This window comes from Streptomyces sp. NPDC094034, assembly GCF_040303865.1.
In the GTDB taxonomy this organism is placed as follows: Bacteria; Actinomycetota; Actinomycetes; order Streptomycetales; family Streptomycetaceae; genus Streptomyces.
The window spans coordinates 1-18,319 of record NZ_JBEOUD010000063.1 but is presented as its reverse complement, the minus strand read 5'-3'; the positions used below and the strand labels follow the sequence as shown (position 1 = coordinate 18,319).

The 18,319-nt window shown below is 71.6% G+C and carries 15 protein-coding genes and 1 rRNA gene; 5 read left to right on the top strand and 11 right to left on the bottom strand.

Translation table 11 applies throughout. From position 1 onward, the window contains the following. Positions 1 to 9 precede the first annotated feature (9 nt). The gene (gene pyrG / locus ABTZ59_RS34105) at positions 10 to 1,728 is read right to left on the bottom strand and encodes a CTP synthase (RefSeq protein ID WP_351423555.1); all 1,719 of its coding nucleotides are present in this window, start codon (positions 1,726 to 1,728) and stop codon (positions 10 to 12) included. Between the two features lie 419 nt (positions 1,729 to 2,147). On the opposite strand from pyrG, the gene ABTZ59_RS34100 reads away from it, so the two are divergent. Both ABTZ59_RS34100 and ABTZ59_RS34095 read left to right on the top strand, forming a co-directional pair. After that, positions 2,148 to 3,974: a glycoside hydrolase family 15 protein gene (locus ABTZ59_RS34100; RefSeq protein WP_249951286.1), complete on the top strand. Its 1,827-nt coding sequence runs from the start codon at positions 2,148 to 2,150 to the stop codon at positions 3,972 to 3,974. A gap of 144 nt (positions 3,975 to 4,118) precedes the next feature. Beyond that, a complete protein-coding gene (locus ABTZ59_RS34095) occupies positions 4,119 to 5,759 on the top strand; it encodes a PucR family transcriptional regulator (RefSeq protein ID WP_351423549.1) in 1,641 nt (546 codons plus the stop codon). A 16-nt stretch (positions 5,760 to 5,775) separates the two neighbouring features. Here the strand turns inward: ABTZ59_RS34095 and ABTZ59_RS34090 are convergent, their stop codons facing one another. The 5 genes from ABTZ59_RS34090 to ABTZ59_RS34070 form a co-directional block, all read right to left on the bottom strand. After that, on the bottom strand, positions 5,776 to 6,864 hold the full coding sequence (locus tag ABTZ59_RS34090) for a glycosyltransferase family 4 protein (protein ID WP_351423545.1): 1,089 nt from the start codon (positions 6,862 to 6,864) through the stop codon (positions 5,776 to 5,778). 311 nt (positions 6,865 to 7,175) lie between these two features. Further along, positions 7,176 to 8,936 carry a DNA repair protein RecN gene (recN, locus tag ABTZ59_RS34085; RefSeq protein WP_351423541.1) on the bottom strand — a complete coding sequence of 587 codons (1,761 nt, stop codon included), beginning with the start codon at positions 8,934 to 8,936 and terminating at the stop codon, positions 7,176 to 7,178. 158 nt (positions 8,937 to 9,094) lie between these two features. Beyond that, positions 9,095 to 10,000: an NAD kinase gene (locus ABTZ59_RS34080; protein ID WP_351423536.1), complete on the bottom strand. Its 906-nt coding sequence runs from the start codon at positions 9,998 to 10,000 to the stop codon at positions 9,095 to 9,097. Beyond that, positions 9,997 to 10,812: a TlyA family RNA methyltransferase gene (locus ABTZ59_RS34075; protein ID WP_351423531.1), complete on the bottom strand. Its 816-nt coding sequence runs from the start codon at positions 10,810 to 10,812 to the stop codon at positions 9,997 to 9,999. Before ABTZ59_RS34075 ends, ABTZ59_RS34080 begins: the two co-directional genes overlap by 4 nt. 36 nt (positions 10,813 to 10,848) lie before the next feature. After that, positions 10,849 to 11,241: a hypothetical protein gene (locus ABTZ59_RS34070; protein WP_503003829.1), complete on the bottom strand. Its 393-nt coding sequence runs from the start codon at positions 11,239 to 11,241 to the stop codon at positions 10,849 to 10,851. Positions 11,242 to 11,295: 54 nt separating this feature from the next. Here ABTZ59_RS34070 and ABTZ59_RS34065 point away from each other — a divergent pair, with 54 nt between their 5' ends. After that, entirely contained in the window at positions 11,296 to 11,643 is a 348-nt protein-coding gene (locus ABTZ59_RS34065) for an SCP2 sterol-binding domain-containing protein (protein ID WP_351423525.1), read from the top strand. 115 nt (positions 11,644 to 11,758) lie between these two features. On the opposite strand, the gene ABTZ59_RS34060 is transcribed toward ABTZ59_RS34065, so the two are convergent. Further along, positions 11,759 to 12,601, bottom strand: coding sequence for an ABC transporter ATP-binding protein (locus tag ABTZ59_RS34060; protein ID WP_351423521.1), 843 nt, complete (start codon positions 12,599 to 12,601; stop codon positions 11,759 to 11,761). Between the two features lie 60 nt (positions 12,602 to 12,661). On the opposite strand from ABTZ59_RS34060, the gene ABTZ59_RS34055 reads away from it, so the two are divergent. Continuing rightward, positions 12,662 to 13,570: a siderophore-interacting protein gene (locus tag ABTZ59_RS34055; protein ID WP_351423514.1), complete on the top strand. Its 909-nt coding sequence runs from the start codon at positions 12,662 to 12,664 to the stop codon at positions 13,568 to 13,570. A 13-nt stretch (positions 13,571 to 13,583) separates the two neighbouring features. Here the strand turns inward: ABTZ59_RS34055 and ABTZ59_RS34050 are convergent, their stop codons facing one another. Continuing rightward, positions 13,584 to 14,639, bottom strand: coding sequence for an HAD-IIA family hydrolase (locus tag ABTZ59_RS34050; RefSeq protein WP_351423509.1), 1,056 nt, complete (start codon positions 14,637 to 14,639; stop codon positions 13,584 to 13,586). Between the two features lie 71 nt (positions 14,640 to 14,710). On the opposite strand from ABTZ59_RS34050, the gene ABTZ59_RS34045 reads away from it, so the two are divergent. Next, positions 14,711 to 15,988 (top strand): DUF1015 family protein, encoded by a 1,278-nt coding sequence (locus ABTZ59_RS34045; protein ID WP_351423505.1) that lies wholly within the window; start codon positions 14,711 to 14,713, stop codon positions 15,986 to 15,988. 79 nt (positions 15,989 to 16,067) lie between these two features. Here the strand turns inward: ABTZ59_RS34045 and ABTZ59_RS34040 are convergent, their stop codons facing one another. The 3 genes from ABTZ59_RS34040 to rrf form a co-directional block, all read right to left on the bottom strand. Next, the gene (locus ABTZ59_RS34040; RefSeq protein WP_351423502.1) at positions 16,068 to 16,877 is read right to left on the bottom strand and encodes a tetratricopeptide repeat protein; all 810 of its coding nucleotides are present in this window, start codon (positions 16,875 to 16,877) and stop codon (positions 16,068 to 16,070) included. After that, entirely contained in the window at positions 16,877 to 18,052 is a 1,176-nt protein-coding gene (locus ABTZ59_RS34035; protein WP_351423498.1) for a hypothetical protein, read from the bottom strand. Before ABTZ59_RS34035 ends, ABTZ59_RS34040 begins: the two co-directional genes overlap by 1 nt. A 175-nt stretch (positions 18,053 to 18,227) precedes the next feature. Further along, a 5S ribosomal RNA gene (rrf, locus tag ABTZ59_RS34030) occupies positions 18,228 to 18,319 on the bottom strand; the annotation flags it as partial.

Genomic DNA, 18,319 nt, shown 5'->3' with positions numbered 1-18,319 from the left:
GGGAACCGCTCAGGACTGGGCGGCCACCGGCTCCACCGGCGTCCGCTGCCCGCCCTGGCCCGCGTCCGCGCGGGCGGCCCGCTGACGCTCCACCGCGGCCTTCACCAGCCCGGCGAAGAGCGGATGCGGCCTGGTCGGCCGGGACCGCAGCTCCGGATGGGCCTGGGTGGCGACCAGATACGGATGCGTGGTGCGCGCGTACTCGACGTACTCGACGAGCTTGTTGTCCGGGGACGTGCCCGAGAAGACCAGACCGGCCTTCTTCTCCAGCTCCGCGCGGTAGGCGTTGTTGACCTCGTAGCGGTGGCGGTGGCGCTCCTCCACATACGGCTGGTCGTCATAGACCTCGCGCACGATCGAGCCCTCGGCGAGCTTCGCCGGGTACAGACCGAGCCGCATCGTGCCGCCCAGGTCTCCGGCGCCCTCCACGTAGGCGAGCTGCTCCTCCATGGTGGAGATCACCGGGTGGGCGGTGCCCGAGTCGAACTCCGTGGAGTTGGCGTCGGGGATCCCGGCCACATTGCGCGCGGCCTCGATGACGATGCACTGGAGGCCCAGACAGAGGCCGAGCAGCGGGACCTTGTGCTCCCTGGCGTACTGGATGGCGCCGACCTTGCCGGTGACACCGCGCTCGCCGAAGCCGCCGGGGATCAGGATCCCGTCGACGTCGGCCAGCTGCCTGGCGGCGCCGGCCGGGGTCTTGCAGTCGTCCGAGGTGACCCACTTGACCTTGACGCGCGCCTTGTTCGCGAAGCCGCCGGCCCGCATCGCCTCGGTCACCGAGAGGTAGGCGTCCGGGAGGTCGATGTACTTGCCGACCAGCGCGACGGTGACCTCGTGGTCGGGGTTGTGGACGCGGTCCAGCAGATCGTCCCAGACCGTCCAGTCCACATCGCGGAACGGCAGATCCAGCTTGCGCACGACATAGGCGTCCAGCCCCTCGGTGTGCAGCACCTTGGGGATGTCGTAGATCGACTTGGCGTCCACACACGCCACCACGGCCGTCTCGTCGACATCGCACATCAGCGAGATCTTGCGCTTGATCGCGGTCGGTACGTCGCGGTCGGCGCGGAGCACGATCGCGTCCGGCTGGATACCGATGTTGCGCAGTGCCGCGACCGAATGCTGGGTCGGCTTGGTCTTCAGCTCGCCGGAGGGCCCGATGTACGGCAGCAGCGAGATGTGCACGACGAAGACGTTGTCGCGGCCGACCTCGTGACGCACCTGTCGGACGGTCTCCAGGAACGGCAGCGATTCGATGTCGCCGACCGTGCCGCCGACCTCCGTGATGACGACATCGACGTCGTCGGCCGCCATGCGCCGGATGCGGTGCTTGATCTCGTTGGTGATGTGCGGAATGACCTGGACCGTGTCGCCCAGGTACTCACCGCGCCGCTCCTTCGCGATGACCTGCGAGTAGACCTGGCCGGTGGTGACATTGGCCGAGCCGTCGAGGTCCACATCGAGGAAACGCTCGTAGTGGCCGATGTCCAGGTCGGTCTCCGCTCCGTCGTTGGTGACGAAGACCTCACCGTGCTGGAACGGGTTCATCGTGCCCGGGTCGACGTTCAGATACGGGTCGAGCTTCTGCATGGTGACCCGCAGGCCACGCGCCTTGAGCAGCGCACCCAGACTGGAGGCGGTCAGGCCCTTGCCGAGGGAGGAGGCAACACCCCCGGTGACGAAGATGTGCTTGGTCGTCGAGGATGTCGTGGATCGGTTCGGCATGGCCAAGAGGGGGCTCCCGTGGTCGCGGTCTGAGGTGCGTGCCGGTGTCCCGGTCGAAGACTGAGGGGACTTCCGTCGCTGCGGGTACGGGGCCCCATTGCGTCACAGGGAGTCCACCGGTCCACGGGCTACCAGGGTATCAGCGCCGAAGAGAGGGTGCTTCCGGCCACACGCCGCATTCCGCATTCGATGACCCTTTCCCCCGAGTCAGCCTTTTTTCCCGCGAGTCACCCGGGGCCTACCCGTTCGGCGGACCGATGTTGCCGGGACCGTGGCGCAGACCACCGTTGTGCGTCGTATCCTGCTCAAACATTCGCTGCCGAGTCCGGCCGGCAAACGGCACCATCCCCGCCCGATTTCCCGGAAGTAGAGCTCGTCAACGACCCTTGACCGAAGTACGCGCCCCACGCGGGGCGGACATGGCCGTTCGACTGGAGATGCACGTGGCCGGGCGCATCGAGGATTACGCACTCATCGGAGACATGCAGACCGCTGCCCTGGTCTGCCGGGACGGCACAGTCGACTGGCTGTGCCTGCCCCGCTTCGACTCGCATGCCGTGTTCGCGGCTCTGCTCGGCACCGATGAGCATGGTTTCTGGCGGCTGGGACCCGCGCATCCCGCGGGTTCCGAGGCGCCGCGGGCCACTCGGCGCCGCTACCGCGGAGACTCACTGATTCTCGAATCGGAGTGGGACACCCCGCGCGGCACCGTGAGAGTGACCGATTTCATGCCGCCGCGTGACGGCGCTCCGCAGGTGATCCGGATCGTGGAGGGCATCAGCGGACGCGTGCCGATGCGGTCCGCGCTGCGGATGCGGTTCAGTTACGGGCGGGTCGTGCCCTGGGTCCACAAGGTGGACAACCGCACGGTCGCCGTCGCCGGGCCCGACTCGGTCTGGCTGGATACGGACGTCGAGACGTACGGCAAGGACCTCACGACGTACTCCGACTTCACGGTGGCGCCGGGCGACCGGATCACCTTCACGATCAGCTGGCAGCCCTCGCACCGGCAGCCGCCCGCGCTGCCCGACCCCGAGGGCTCGCTGGAGGCGACCTCCGACTTCTGGCGTGAATGGGTCGAGCACTGCACGTACCACGGCCCCTACCGGGAGGCGGTGGTCCGTTCGCTGATCACGCTCAAGGCGCTGACCTACGCGCCGACGGGCGGGATCGTGGCGGCGCCGACGACCTCGCTGCCCGAGGAGATCGGCGGCGTACGGAACTGGGACTACCGCTACACCTGGCTGCGCGACGCCGCGATCACGCTCTCCTCGCTGCTGCGCACGGGCTACCGCGAGGAGGCCCGCGCCTGGCGTGAGTGGCTGCTGCGCGCGGTCGCCGGTGACCCGGAGAATCTCCAGATCATGTACGGCATCGCGGGCGAGCGCGAGCTGGGCGAGGCGGAGCTCGACTGGCTGCCGGGCTACGAGGGCTCGGGCCCGGTCAGGGTCGGCAACGGCGCCGCGCACCAGCTCCAGCTGGATGTGTACGGCGAGGTCACCGAAGCGCTGCATCTGGCGCATATGACCGGTCTGGCCCGCAATGACTACGCCTCGGTGCTCCAGCTCAAGCTGATCCAGTATCTGGAGAAGCACTGGGATCAGCCGGACGAGGGCATCTGGGAGGTGCGCGGTCCGCGCCGGCACTTCGTGCACTCGAAGGTGATGGCCTGGGTCGCGGTCGACCGCACGATCAAGCTGATCGAGTCGGGCGACGCCGACGGGCCGCTGGAGCGCTGGCGCGAGATGCGGGACGACATTCACCGCGATGTCTGCGAGAAGGGGTACGACAAGGAGCGCAACACCTTCACGCAGTCGTACGGCTCCAAGGAACTGGACGCGTCACTGCTGCTCATTCCGCAGATGGGCTTCCTGCCGCCGGACGACAAGCGGGTCATCGGCACGATCGAGGCGATCCAGCGCGAGCTGTCCACGGAGGACGGCTTCGTCATGCGGTACCCGACCTCGGGCGAGGACGCCGGGGTGGACGGTCTTGAGGGCGACGAGGGCGCGTTCCTGGCCTGTTCGTTCTGGCTCGCCGACGATCTCGCGATGATCGGGCGGGTGGACGAGGCCAGGAAGCTCTTCGAGAAGCTGCTCGCGCTCCGTAACGATCTGGGGCTGCTGGCCGAGGAGTGGGACTCCGGCCTCCAGCGCCAGGTGGGGAACTTCCCGCAGGCGTTCAGCCATGTGCCGCTGATCGATACGGCGCTGAGGCTGACGGCCTCGGGGGCGTACGGCGGCTGAAGGAAGGCCCGAAGGGGCCCTGGGCTCCTGTGCGGCTCTCGCGGTCCCTGTGACTCCGGGGCCCGGACCACGGCGCGCGTCCGCCGTGGTCCGGGCCCCGCGGGCTTTTCCCGTGGCCTCCGGCGTCCAGTAGCCTCCGGCGTCATGGACAGTCAGGGCGGAATCACCGTGCGGCGGGCCCTTGAGCTGCCGGGACTCCGGGCCGGCCTGCCCGAGGTCGTCGCCTGCGCCGACCGGCTGGACCGTACGGTGCGCTGGGTGCACGCGGGCGAGGTGCCGTATATCGCGTCGCTGCTCAAGGGCGGTGAGCTGCTGCTCACCACGGGTATCGGGCTGGGCAGCCGCCCGGCCGAGCAGCGCGTCTTCGTGCGCGGGCTCGCAGAACGCGGGATCGCGGCGCTGGTGGTGGAGCTGGGGTCCCGGTTCGACCGGCTGCCCGCGACGATCGTGGAGACGGCGCGGGCTGCCGGGCTGCCGCTGGTGCAGCTGCATCGCGAGGTGCCCTTCGTCTCGGTCACCGAAGAGGTGCACACCGAGATCGTGAACGGCCATTACGCGCTGCTGCGGCAGGCCGAGGAGGTCCATCGACGGTGCACGGAAGCGCTGCTGGACGGGGGCGGGGTGCCGCAGGTGCTGCGCATCCTCGCGGATTTCGCGGGCAATCCGGTCTTCCTGGAGACGGCGGAGGGCCGCCTGCTGTACGCGGCGGCCCCGGGCGCGGGTCCGGGCGCGGGTCCGGCCGCCGCCGATCCGCTCCAGATCTGGGAGCGGCTGCGCGGCCGGCGGGCGGCGCGCGCGGCGGGACCGCCCACCGGGGCGGTGCTGGTGGATGTGCCCGGCGGCGGGCACGGCACCGGGGCGGTACGGGCACGGCTGGTGCTGCCCGCCGTATCGGCGCCGCCGCTGCCGGTGCACCGGCTGGCGGCCGAGCGCGCGGCGGACATCCTGGCGGTCGTCCTGATGCAGGCCCGTCAGGAGGAGGAACTCGCGGCACGCGGCCGTGGCGACTTTCTGACAGATCTCGCGGAGGGCCGGATCCACGCCGAGCACGCACCGGCGCAGGCGAAGGTGCTGGGTTTCAAGCCGGGCGAGGGGCCGCTGCTGCCGGTGGTGATGCGGCTGGCCCCCGAATCGGCTCCGTCCGGGAACTGGGCGCTGCTCGCCAGGGCCGTACTGGAGGAGCTGTCGTCGGTGGGGGTGCCGGTGCTGCTGGGCGTACGGCCCGTGGAGGGGCGGGTGCCGCTGCTGCTGGGACTGCGCTCCGAGTCCGAGCGTACGGCGGTGGCCGACCGGGTCGCGACGGCGCTGCGCGCGGGCGTGGAGCGGTCCGGACTGGAGCGTCCCGGGGCGCAGCCGCCGGTGGTGGTCGTCGGTGTCGCGGGCGGCTGGGCGGCGGCGAGCGCGGGGCTGCGGCACGCGGCGGAGACCGCGACGGCGGCCCGGGGACTGCCGGAGCGCCCCTGGTACGACGCGCGCCGGCTGGATATCGATCTGTTGCTGTGGCGGCTGCGGGAACACCCCGACCTGGCGGCCTTCGTGGACCGCGCGATCGGCCCGCTGCGCGCGCACGACCGGAGCTCACGCCCGCCGCTGCTGCCCACCCTTGAGGCCTATCTGGCCCACGCCGGCCGCAAGGCGGAGACGGCGCGCGAGCTGCATCTGAACCGCCAGACGCTCTACAACCGGCTGGCGCGGATCGCGGAGCTGCTCGGCACGGACCTGGACGATCCGCAGACGGTCCTGGCCCTGAGCCTGGCGCTGCGGGCGAGACGTCACACGCTCTGACGCGGCGGGGCCCGGATCAGTGGGATCGCTGGGGCTGGGTCAACTCGTCGTAGACACTGAGCACTTGTGCGACGGTCTCGTCCTCCGTGGGCCAGTGCGTCGCCTGCGCACGGCCCGCCGCGGCGAGTTCCTGGCGGCGCCCGGGATCGTCGAGGAGGCGTATCACCGCGTCCGAGAGGGCCGCCGCGTCCCCGTACGGTACGAGTTCCGCCGCGTCGCCGACCAGTTCGGGAACGGCGCCGACCGCCGTGGCGACCAGGGGCACCCCGAGCCGCAGCGCCTCCTGCGCGAGTACGGAGCGTGCCTCCCAGCGGCTGGGCAGCAGGGCGACATCCGCGGCGGCGAGGAGTTCGGAGACATCGTCGCGGCGGCCGATGAGCCGCACCGGCAACTCGGCCTCCTCGATACGGCGCTGGAGTCGCGCGCGCTCCCGCCCCTCGCCCGCGACGACGACCAGTGGCACGGGGTCGAGATGACGCCAGATCATGGCCGCGTCCAGCAGTGTGTCGTACCCCTTGTCCGGTACGAGACTGCCGACGGCCATCAGCAACGGACGGTCGACCGCGCCGAGTTCGGCACGCGACTTGTTCTCCCCACCGTCGGCGGGCCAGTGCGGCGCGGGGACCGCCACCGGCGCGAGACGGGCGTCGCGCGCCCCCCGCTCCCGGGCCCGGTCGACCAGTTCCGACGAGGCGCCGAGCACAACGGCCGCCGCTCTGGCGGCTCTTCGCTCCAGCAGCCGCAGCAGCCGGCCGCGCGGCCCTTCGGCGTGCGCGCGGGAGTGCCAGGTGACGACCAGCGGCACGCGCAGTCCGCCGAGCGCGATCGCGGTCCGTACGGCGGCGTGCACGCCGTGCGCGTGCACCACGTCCGCGCCGGCGCAGGCCGCCCGCAGGGCCGCGACGGCCGCCGGATCACTGCGCCGGGGTACGGGTACGTGCCGTGCCCCGGCGCCGCGGAAGTCGTAGGCATGGTCGAGTTCGGCGGGCGCGCACACCGTCACCCGCACTCCCCTGGCGGCCAGACCGGCCGCCAGCGAGCGTACGTGCGCGCTGCTGCCCACGCTGCCGCCGCCAAGTACCTGGACCGTACGCAGTTGTGTCACGTGGTCGAGGCTCCTGGATCGGGAATGGGGACTGATGGACGGCCGGGGCATCCGCGGCGGCGCGGACCGGCCCCTGACGTCACTGCGCCAAGGATGCCAGTCCGTACGCACGTTCCGGCACCGCCGGGGGGTCGTTCGTGTGTCCGGCGCCTCAACTCGGCACCCGGATCACTCACATGGGTGAGGACGCGCGCCGGCCGACCCGGTCACCGTACGCCGTTACGGCCACAACTCCCCGCGCGTGCAAGGCCGGCCCGGCCCCGGCCACACGCACTGGCCCCGGCCACACGCCCCGGTCCCGGCCACACGCCCTAGCCTCCGGAGGCCGCGCCCCGCGCCGTGGCGAGCAGCTCCTCCGCGTGCGCGCGCGCCGTCTCCGAGTCCTCCTGGCCCGCCAGCATCCGCGACAACTCCCGTACCCGGTCCTCGCCCTCCAGGACCGTCACCCCGGAGCGCGTCACCGCGCCGTCCACCGTCTTCTCGACCAGCAGCTGCCGGTCGGCGAAGGCCGCGACCTGCGGAAGGTGCGTGACCACCACCACCTGCGCCGAGGTGGCCAGCTTCGCCAGCCGTCGGCCCACCTCGACCGCCGCCTTGCCGCCGACGCCCGCGTCCACCTCGTCGAAGAGATACGTAGGCACCGGATCGGACCCCGCGAAGACGACCTCCACCGCGAGCATCACCCGCGACAGCTCACCACCGGACGCGCCCTTGGCGATCGGCCGGGGCTGGGCGCCCGGGTGGGGGGCCAGCAGCAGTTCGACCTCGTCGACACCATGCGGCCCGTACACCACAGAGCGCCCGTCGACCTCGACCCCGTCCGCCTCGTCGGCGGACTCGGTCTGGCGGATGTCGAACGAGACGCGCGCGTGCGGCATGGCGAGCGAGGCCAGCTCCGCCGTGACGGCCTGCGCGAAGAGCGCCGCCGCCGCCGTACGCGCGTCGGTCAGCTCCTGGGCGAGCGCGGACAGCTCGGACCGCAGCGCGTCACGCTCGGCCGTCAGCTCGCCGATCCGTTCGTCGTCGCCCTCCAGCTCGGTCAGCCGCGCGCTGCTCTCCTCGGCCCAGTCCAGGACGGCGGCGATGTCCTGGCCGTACTTGCGGGTCAGCCCGGAGAGCGCGGCCCTGCGCTCCTCCACGGCGGCCAGCCGCAGCGGATCGGCATCCAGATTGTCCGCGTATCCGGCGAGTTCACCGGCCACATCCGCCAGCAGGATGGAGATCTCCCCCATCCGCTCGGCGAGCCCGGCCAGCGCGGGGTCATGGGACCGTACGGCGTCCAGCGCCCGGCCCGCGCCCCCGACCAGGGTCGTCGCGTCGACGCCCGCCGGGTCCTCGGGGTTGCCCGCGAGCGCGGCGTGCGCGACGGAGGCGGCGGACGCGAGCGCTTCCGCGTGGCCGAGGCGCTCCGCCTCCGCGGCGAGTTCGATGTCCTCCCCCGCCCTCGGTTCGACCGCCCCGATCTCGGTCAGCCCGAAGCGCAGCAGATCGGCCTCCTGCGCGCGCTCCCGGGCCCGGGTGGTCAGCTCGTCCAGCTCCGTGGAGACGGCGCGCAGTGCGCGGTACGCCTCCGTGTAAGCGGCATACGGAACGGCGACGGCGTCGCCCGCGTACCGGTCGAGCGCCTTGCGCTGCCGCGCGGGCCGCAGCAGCCCCTGCTGGTCGGTCTGGCCGTGCACCGCGACCAGGTCGTCCGCCAGCTCCCCCAGGACGCCCACGGGTACGGAGCGCCCGCCGAGGTGGGCGCGCGAGCGTCCCTCCGCGGAGACGGTTCTGCTGATGAGCAGCGTGCCGTCCTCCAGTTCCGCGCCCGCCTCCTCGGCGCGCAGGGTCGCCGGGGCACCGGCGGCGAGGGTGACCCGCCCCTCCACGACCGCCGACTTCGCGCCGATCCGCACGAGGGCGGGATCGGCGCGTCCGCCGAGCAGCAGTCCGAGACTGGTGACGACCATGGTCTTGCCCGCGCCGGTCTCACCGGTCACCGCGGTGAAGCCGGGTGACAGCTCGACGACCGCGTCGTCGATGACTCCGAGCGACCGTATCCGCATCTCCTCCAACACGGTCATGACCATACGAGGTCCGGGAGGCCCCGCGCGACGGACCCCACCCCCGATTCCCTCGACCGGGCAGTGTCCGGGCGGCGCGCGGCCAGATCGATACGTACCGAATCCACCCGGAAACACCCCCTATGTCATGCCGACCGTGCTGATCGGGTCGCCGACCGGTCCGGTCAGTGCGGCGCCCCGCGCCAGCCGGACACCGGCAGCGCGAACTTGGCCACCAGCCGGTCCGTGAACGAGGCGTGATGCAGCCGCGCCAGCCGTACGGGGACGGCTCCGCGCCGTACCTCCACTCTCGCCCCGGGCGGCAGCTCCACGGTTCTGCGCCCGTCGCACCACAGCACCCCGTGCGGGGTGTTCGCCTGCACCTCCACCGCCAGCACCGTGGTCGGCGAGGTCACCAGCGGTTTCGCGAAGAGCGCGTGCGCGCTGATCGGCACCATCAGCAGCGCCTCGACCTCCGGCCAGACGACCGGCCCGCCGGCCGAGAAGGCGTACGCCGTCGATCCGGTGGGGGTGGCGCAGACGATCCCGTCGCAGCCGAACGCGGTGACCGGCCGCCCGTCGATCTCCAGGACGACTTCGAGCATCCGCTCCGGCGAGACCTTCTGTACGGCCGCCTCGTTGAGCGCCCAGTCCCGGTGGACCACATCGCCGTTGCTGCGTACGACGACATCGATGGTCATCCGCTCCTCGACCTCGTAGGAACGGGTGACGACGCGGTTGACGACCTTGTCCAGATCGTCACGTTCCGCCTCGGCGAGAAAGCCGACCCGGCCCAGATTGACACCGAGCATCGGTACGCCCGAGGCCCGCGCGAACGCGGCGCCGCGCAGGAGTGTGCCGTCGCCGCCGAGCACGATCAGCAGTTCGCAGCCGTCGAGCGCGGCGGGGGTGGCGTCGGGGACCGTCTCCACGGACTCCGGCAGCGGCAGATCGGCCGCCTCCGCCGCCAGGACCCGTACGCCGAGACCGCTGCGCACCAGTCCGTTCACCACCAGTTCCGCGCTGCGGATCGCCGCGGGTCTGCCGGTATGGGCCAGCAGGAATACGGTCCGTTCTGCGTTCGACGTCAACGGGGTCCCTCCGCCACTGCACGGTCGACATCGGCCGGGTCCAGTTCGGGTGCTCCGGCCCTGAGCCACAGAAAATACTCAACGTTTCCGGCGGGTCCCGGCAGCGGGCTGGCGGTGACTCCCCTTACCCCCAGGCCGAGTTCGCCCGCGCGCCGTGCCACGGTCCGTACGGCTTCGGCCCGCAGTTCCGGGCTCCGTACGACCCCTCCGCTGCCCAGCCGCTCCTTGCCCACCTCGAACTGCGGCTTGACCATGAGCACGAGATCGGCGTCCGGGGCGGCGCAGCCCACCAGCGCGGGCAGCACCACCCCCAGCGGAATGAACGACAGATCCCCCACGATCAGATCCACGGGCTCCCCTTCGATCGCTTCGAGCGTCAACTCACGTACGTTCGTACGATCCTTGACGGTGACGCGTTCATCGCTCCGCAGCGGCCAGGCGAGTTGACCGTAACCGACGTCCACGGCGACGACATGGGCGGCTCCCGCCCGCAGCAGGACATCGGTGAAGCCACCGGTGGACGCGCCGGCGTCGAGCGCCCGCCGGCCCGCGACCTCAAGGCCGAGCGGTACGAAGGCCGCCAGCGCTCCCGCGAGTTTGTGCCCACCGCGCGAGACATAGTCGGGTTCGGCGTCGTCCTCGGTGACGACGACGGCGGCGCTGGTCTCCACCTGGGTGGCGGGTTTGGTCGCGGTGGTGCCGCCTACGGTCACCCGGCCCGCGGCGATCAGCTGGCTCGCGTGCTCACGCGAGCGCGCGAGGTTACGGCGTACCAGCTCGGCATCGAGACGGCGGCGTGCCAGTCCAGCCACGTTCGGTTCAGCTCCTGTGGTCGTACGCGAGAGAAATCAGCGGGGCGCCCGAGGCCCGTGAGGTCCTTGAAACCCTTGGGGTCCCGGGACGCCCTGGGCCGCCGGACGCGCGTCGAGCGCGGTCAGCGCGTCGCGCAAGCCCCGGTGTACATCCTCGTACACCTCGCCATGGCCGTCCGCGGGGAGGTGGTCGGCGTCGGCGAGCCGGGTCAGCAGCGCGTCCACCTCGGCGTCACCGGTCGGGACCCGTTCCAGACCGAGGGGCCGGGGTGCGGCGGGGTCGAGAGCGCCGGGTGCGGCCGTCCCGGACTCCCGCTCCGGGTCGCCTTCCGGCTCGCTTTCCGGTTTCCGCTCGGGCCGTTCCTCGGGCCGTTCCTCGGGCCGTTCTCCGGGCCGTTCCCCGCGCCCTTGCCCGGCCGGGCCCGCCATCGAGTCGTTCATGCCCAGACGCTACCGCGAAGCACTGCGGTACCGTCGATCGCGATGGCGACGATGGAGGAGTGCCGCAGCGCACTCGACAAGCTCTCTGACAATCTGGCGCAGGCGGACGGAAAGGTCCGCACCGCGGCCGGCCTCGACCGTTCGCTCAGCTGCCACATCACGGATCTGGACATCACGTTCACCGGCCGGCTGGTGGACGGCCGGATCGTGGTGGCCGACACCGTGGAGGGACCACCACCGGAGAAGGCCGAGATCAGACTCGCCATGACGGGCGACGACCTGGTGGCGCTGGTTGACGGTGAGCTGAACTTCGCCCGCGCCTGGGGCTCCGGCCGGGTCAAGCTGGAGACCGGTTTCCGCGATCTGCTGCGGCTGAGGGCGCTGCTCTGACCGATCCGTCGGGGCCGCTCCGCTTCGACGGATCAGCTTCGACGGACCACTCAGCCTCGACGGACCCGCTTCGACGGATCCCCTTCACGTTCACGGCGTCCGCGCCGGGCCGGGCCTACCTCCCCGACGGTACGGACACGGGCCCCGACGGTACGGACACGGGCCGCCGCGCCCGCCGCCCCGCGGGCACCACCAGCGGCGTTCCGGTCTCCGGATCGTCGATGACCTGGCAGCGCAGCCCGAACACCTCCGCCACCCGCTCCGCCGTGACGACGTCCGCCGGAGCGCCCTCGGCCACGATCCGGCCGTCGCGCATCGCGATGAGATGGGTGGCGTACCGGGCGGCGTGGTTCAGGTCGTGCAGGACGGCGACGAGCGTACGACCCTGTGTCTCGTGCAACTCGGCGCAGAGGTCAAGCACATCGATCTGGTGCTGGATGTCGAGGAAGGTGGTCGGCTCGTCCAACAACAGCAGCGGCGTCTGCTGGGCGAGGGCCATCGCGATCCAGACCCGCTGGCGCTGGCCGCCGGACAGTTCATCGACATAGCGACCGGCGAGCCCGGCGACGCCGGTCGCCGCCATCGACTCCTCGACGATCCGCTCGTCCTCCGGCGACCACTGACGCAGCAGCCCCTGGTACGGATAGCGGCCGCGGGCCACCAGATCGGCGACCGTGATGCCGTCGGGCGCGATGGACGACTGCGGCAGCAGCCCCAGGGTCCTGGCGACCTTCTTGGCGGGCAGCGAGTGGATGGCGCTGCCGTCCAGCAGTACGCGCCCCTCGGACGGCTTGAGCATCCGCGACAGCGCGCGCAGCAAAGTCGACTTGCCGCAGGCGTTCGGCCCCACGATCACCGTGAACGACCGGTCCGGAATCTCGACCGAGAGTGCGCGGGCGATGATCCGCTGGTCGTAGCCGAGGGTCACCGATTCCGCGGTGAGGCGCTGCGTCGTCATTGAGTTAGGTTAGCCTACCCTCGCAATCGATCTCGCTGCGGAAAAGGCGGAGAGGCCCCCATGACCGATGCTCCCTTCCGGTTCTTCACCGTCGAGGTGCTCCGCACGGAGCGCGTCACCCCGTCGATGGCCCGGGTCGTCCTCGGCGGCCCTGACCTGGCACGTATGGCCACGGCCGGACGCGACCAGCGAGTCAAACTGTTCCTGCCGCGGCCCGGCGAGCGCGAACCGGTCATGCCAGACCCGGCGCGGGCCGACTGGTACGACGCCTGGCGCGAGCTCGACCCCGGGATACGTGGCGTCATGCGTACCTACACCGTGCGCGAACTGCGCCGCGAACCGGCCGAGTTGATCATCGACTTCGCCCTCCACGGCGCGGAGGCCGGCGGCCCGGATAGCGGCGGCGTCGACGGCAACGGCGGTGGTCTCGACGGCGGTTGTGCCGGTACGGCGGTGGACGGGGCATCAGGACCCGCCACGCGCTGGGCGCGAGCGGCGCGGCCCGGCGCCCGGATCTCCGTACTGGCACCGATCGACGAGGAGAACGCCGGCTATGACTTCCGGCCCCCTGAGGGCACCGACTGGATCCTGCTGACCGCCGACGAGTCGGCCCTACCCGCCATCGCCGGGATCCTGGAATCCCTGCCGCCCGGCATGCCGGCCCGGGTCTGGATCGAGGTCCATGACCCGGCCGACCGCCAGGAACTCCCCACCAAGGCCGACGCCGAGATCGTCTGGCTCACCCGCGACCACGCCGCGCCGCCCGCCACGGCGGACGCGATCCGCGCCGCCGTTCTGCCCGGGGGCACCCCATACGCCTGGATCGCCGGTGAGTCGGCGACCGTGAAGGCCGTACGCCGCCATCTCGTCGGAGAGCGCGGCTTCGACCGCGGAGCCGTGAAGTTCAGCGGCTACTGGCGTCGGGGTGCCTCCGAGGACCATCTGATGGCAGCCGCGGAAGAGGCTTAGCTCCCCCGGCCCGTCACAGACCGAGCTTGGCCACTGCCTTGCCCGCGTCCCGCGTGCACGACCCGTCGCCCGCGTCCGTCCAGGCCGCCGCGCACAGCGCGCGCAGCCCGTCCAGCGCCGCGCCGTCCCCGTCGAGCACCAGCGCGCCACCGCCGACGTACGCGGTCCACCCACCGCACCGGAAGGCTCCCGCGGCCCCGCCTGCCCCACCGGCCCCGGTGACTTCGGAGACGTCGGGCTGGCCGGTCAGCAGTCCGCGCAGATCCGCGTCCACATACGTCGGCCGGTGCCGGGGCTCGGCCGCCAGCAGCCCCGCCGCGCCCGTCACACCGGTCAGGACGAGCAGCGAGTCGACCCCGCCGTTGATCGCCCCCTCGATGTCCGTGTCCAGCCGGTCCCCGACGACCAGCGCGCGCTTCGCCCCGGTCCGCAGGATCGTCTCGCGGTGCATCGGGGGCAGCGGCTTGCCCGCGACCTGCGGCTCGGCGCCCGTCGCGATCCGTACGACCTCGACCGCCGCGCCATTGCCCGGCATGATCCCCCGCGCGCTGGGGATCGTCAGATCCGTGTTGGACGCGAACCACGGGACGCCCCGGTTGATCGCGTAGCACGCCTCGGCAAACCGTCCCCACACCAGATCGGGCCCCCCGTACCCCTGCACCACGGCGGCCGGGTCGTCATCGGCCGACTCCACCGGTTCGAGTCCGCGCTCGCGCAGCGCGATCCGCAGCCCGTCGCCGCCGATGACCAGCACCTTGGACCCCTGCGGAAGCTGCTCGGCGATCAGCCGGGACACCGCCTGCGCCGAGGTGATCACATCGGCGGGGTCGGCCGGTACGCCGAGCTCCGTCAGATGCGCGGCGACGGTGTCCGGCGGACGGAGGGCGTTGTTGGTGACGTACGCGAGCCGCATCCCCGCGTCCCGGGCCGTGTTGAGCGAATCGACCGCGTACGCGATGGCCTGCCCGCCCGCGTACACGACCCCGTCGAGATCAAGCAGAGCCGTGTCGTACGCCTCGTTCAGCGCGGTCGTACTCCCGCTCGGCCTGGTCCTGCTCCGCTGGCTCATCCGTCTTACGCTCCTCGTTCGGGTTATCCCCCGATCATCGCTCATCCCCGTACCGCACATACGATGCCCGAATGAACACAACAGGTCCCGCGGACAAGGGGCTGCGGCTGATTCCGTTCCGCGGACTCCGCTATGTCCCCGAGCGGATCGGCAGTCTCTCCGCGGTGACCTCGCCGCCGTACGACGTGGTCGTCAGGCCGGACGGGCTGCATCATCTGGAGTCGGCCGATCCGCACAACATCGTCCGGCTGATCCTGCCGCAGGCCACCTCCCCCGAGGACCGCCACCGCCAGGCGGCCACGACGCTGGAACAGTGGCTGTCGGAGGGCGTCCTCGCGCCGGATCCGGAACCCGCGCTCTACGTGTACGAGCAGCGCAGGGGCGAGTTGCTCCAGCGCGGGGTGATCGGGGCCCTGGCCCTCTCCGCCCCGGCGGACGGCGTCGTGCTGCCGCACGAGGACGTGATGCCGGACGTCGTCGCGGACCGCGCGGCCCTGATGCGGACGACCGCGGCGAATCTGGAACCGCTGCTCCTGACGTACCGGAACGGAGTCGAGACGAGCGGCGCGGCAGCGGTCATCGAACGCACCATCCGTCGCTCCCCGCTCCTCGCCACCACCACGGAGGACGGTTTCAGCCACCGGCTGTGGTCGGTCACCGATCGCGCGGACCTCGCCGAGATCACCGGTGACCTCACCCACCACCAGGCCCTGATCGCCGACGGTCATCACCGCTGGGCCACGTATCTGCGGCTGCGGGACGAGCACCCGGCCCCCGGGCCCTGGGGCTACGGTCTGGTGCTGCTGATCGACACGGCCCGCTACCCCCTCCAGGTCCGCTCCATCCACCGGCTGCTTCATCGGCTGCCCGTCGACCGGGCGGTGGCCGCGCTCGCGGACTCCTTCCGGGTCCGTACGCTCGACGGGCCGCTCCCGGAGGCCCTTGACGCGCTGGCGGACGCCGCCGCAGCGGGCAATGCGTTCCTGCTCGCCGGGGACGGCCGGTTCCGGCTGATCGACCGGCCGGACCATGGCCTGCTCGCGCGTACGGTCCCGGCGGACCGTCCGGCGGCCTGGCGGAGCCTGGACGCGACGGTCCTCCACGCCACGCTGCTCGACCACATCTGGCGGATCCCGGACGACCCGGAGCACATCGCCTACATCCATGACACCGAGGCGGCCGTCAGAAAGGCGGAACGCGACGGCAGCACGGCGGTCCTGATGCACCCGGTGCACGAGGACGTCGTACGGGAACTGGCGCTCCAGGGCGTCACGATGCCGCGCAAGTCGACATCCTTCGGCCCCAAGCCGGCGACGGGTCTGGTGCTGCGGAGCCTGGCCCTCGGCTGACTCGGCCGAGACCCTTCCGGGGGCCGGCATACGTGTGGGCGGCACCCCGGGCCGGGGTGCCGCCCACACGTATCGTCACTCAGCCTTTGTCGAGGCTGTTCCTGTCGTGGCCATTCGTGTCATGGCCATTCGTGTCGTCGACCTGGGCAGCGGCCTCGATGTCGTCGTCGATGTCCACCTCGACGTCTGCCTCGATGTCCTCGTCGTCATCGTCGACATCCACGCCGGTCTCGGCCGGGGCGCCCAGGGTTTCCGGCTCGTCCTCGTCCTCACCCATGGCATCGACGAACTCGACGCCGTCCAGCTCGGCGAGACGGTCCGAAGCATCCGTCGCGCCGTCCTTGTCCGCCTCAAGCGTCTTGCCGAACCACTCGCGCGCCTCGTCCTCACGCCCGGCCGACAGCAGCGCGTCGGCGTACGCGTACCGCAGCCGCGCGGTCCACGGCTGAACGGAGTTCGAGGCCAGCTCGGGGCTCTGGAGGGTCACGATGGCCGCGTCGATCTGCCCCATGTCCCTGCGCGCGCCGGCCGCGACGAGCCGCATCTCGACCTGGCCGGCCTTGTCGAGCTTCTGCACCTCGGGCTCACCGGCCATCGCCATCGCCCGTTCGGGACGGCCGAGGCCGCGCTCGCAGTCCGCCATGACGGGCCACAGATCGACACCCCCGGTCATCCGCCGCGCCGCCCGGAACTCGGCCAGCGCCTCCGCGTACTTCTGCGTCGCGTAGGCGGCGAAGCCGGCGGCCTCACGTACGGCGGCGACCCTGGACGCGAGCCGTAGCGCGATACGGGAGTACGCGTAAGCCTGCTCCGGGTCCTCGTCGATCAGCTTCGCGACCATGACGAGGTTCCTGGCGACATCCTCGGCGAGTGTCTTGGGCAGGCTCATCAGCTCCTGCCGGACGCTCTTGTCGATCTCGTCACCCGTGACGTCCTCGGGGATCGGCAGCCGCTTGATGGGCTCACGGTCGCGGTCCCGGTCGTCCCGACGCTCGTAGCCGCCACCGCGACTGTCGTCACGGCCCCGGTATCCGCCGCGGTCGCCGCCCCGGTCATCGCGACGCCCGTAGCCGCCGCCACCGCTGCTGGGACGCCCGCCACGGTCATCACGGCGCGGGCCACCGGGACGGTCGTCCCGACGCCCGTAACCGCCACCACCACCGGTCGGTCGGCCACCGCGACTGTCGTCACGGCGCGGTCCGGAGGAACGTTCATCCCTGCGGAAGCCGCTCGGTCGGTCGTCACGACGGTCGTCCCGGCGGAACCCTCCACGGCCACTGTCCTGACGCGAGCCGCCGGGCCGATCGTCACGACGGAAACCACCGGACCGGTCATCACGACGGTCATCACGACGCGGACCCGACGGACGGTCATCACGCCGATCGTCGCGACGAAACGCGGGACGATCGTCACGGCGGTCATCGCGGCGGTCATCGCGGCGGTCATCGCGGCGGTCATCGCGGCGGTCATCGCGGCGGTCATCGCGGCGGTCATCGCGGCGAGGACCGGCAGGCCGGTCATCCCGGCGGTCGTCGCGACGGAACCCTCCACGATCACCGTCCCGACGCGGGCCACCGGGCCGATCGTCACGACGGAAACCACCGGACCGGTCATCACGACGGTCATCACGACGCGGACCGGCAGGGCGGTCATCCCGACGCCCGAAGCCGCCACGGTCGTCAGAACGGCGCGGAGCGCTCGGACGGTCATCACGACGCCCGTATCCGCCGCCACCGCCACCGGTCGGCCGACCGCCGCCACCGGTGGGCCGGCCACCGCGACTGTCGTCCCTACGGCCGTAACCGCCACCGCCGAAACCGGCGTTGGGGCGACCGCCACGATCATCATCACGACGCGGACCGCCGGAGCGGTCATCGCGACGGGGGCCGCTCGGCCGGTCGTCACGCGCACCGCGGAACCCGCCACCGCGATGGTCATCACGGCGGTTGTTGTCATCACGACGGAATCCACCACGGTCCCGATCATCACGCCGCGGTCCACGCTCGCGGTCGTCACGACCTCCGCGGAAGCCGCCCCGGTCACCGCTGTCCCTGCGGCGCTCATCGCGCTCAGGACGGTCGTCGGAGGAGTTGGGGGACATCGGTTGGGCTCCTGTCTTCGGGTACCGCAGTCATTCTCGCGCAATCGGCCTTCCGATGCGCTTCGGGCAAAAAGGGGTGGAAACGAAAAAAGACCCGTGATCCAGCGTGAACGCTGGACCACGGGTCCATGAAAGATTGTTCGGCGGCGTCCTACTCTCCCACAGGGTCCCCCCTGCAGTACCATCGGCGCTGTGAGGCTTAGCTTCCGGGTTCGGAATGTAACCGGGCG

Excerpts from the sequence above, each read along its gene's own strand:
- ABTZ59_RS34070 (WP_503003829.1), bottom strand. The coding sequence starts at position 11,241 with ATGGCGGGCCCGGCCGGGCAAGGGCGCGGGGAACGGCCCGGAGAACGG.
- ABTZ59_RS34035 (WP_351423498.1), bottom strand. The coding sequence starts at position 18,052 with ATGAGCGCCGCAGGGACAGCGGTGACCGGGGCGGCTTCCGCGGAGGTC.
- ABTZ59_RS34095 (WP_351423549.1), top strand. The coding sequence starts at position 4,119 with ATGGACAGTCAGGGCGGAATCACCGTGCGGCGGGCCCTTGAGCTGCCG.
- ABTZ59_RS34050 (WP_351423509.1), bottom strand. The coding sequence starts at position 14,639 with ATGAGCCAGCGGAGCAGGACCAGGCCGAGCGGGAGTACGACCGCGCTG.
- ABTZ59_RS34055 (WP_351423514.1), top strand. The coding sequence starts at position 12,662 with ATGACCGATGCTCCCTTCCGGTTCTTCACCGTCGAGGTGCTCCGCACG.
- ABTZ59_RS34045 (WP_351423505.1), top strand. The coding sequence starts at position 14,711 with ATGAACACAACAGGTCCCGCGGACAAGGGGCTGCGGCTGATTCCGTTC.
- recN (WP_351423541.1), bottom strand. The coding sequence starts at position 8,936 with ATGGTCATGACCGTGTTGGAGGAGATGCGGATACGGTCGCTCGGAGTC.
- ABTZ59_RS34065 (WP_351423525.1), top strand. The coding sequence starts at position 11,296 with ATGGCGACGATGGAGGAGTGCCGCAGCGCACTCGACAAGCTCTCTGAC.
- ABTZ59_RS34040 (WP_351423502.1), bottom strand. The coding sequence starts at position 16,877 with ATGAGCCTGCCCAAGACACTCGCCGAGGATGTCGCCAGGAACCTCGTC.
- ABTZ59_RS34060 (WP_351423521.1), bottom strand. The coding sequence starts at position 12,601 with ATGACGACGCAGCGCCTCACCGCGGAATCGGTGACCCTCGGCTACGAC.
- pyrG (WP_351423555.1), bottom strand. The coding sequence starts at position 1,728 with ATGCCGAACCGATCCACGACATCCTCGACGACCAAGCACATCTTCGTC.
- ABTZ59_RS34100 (WP_249951286.1), top strand. The coding sequence starts at position 2,148 with ATGGCCGTTCGACTGGAGATGCACGTGGCCGGGCGCATCGAGGATTAC.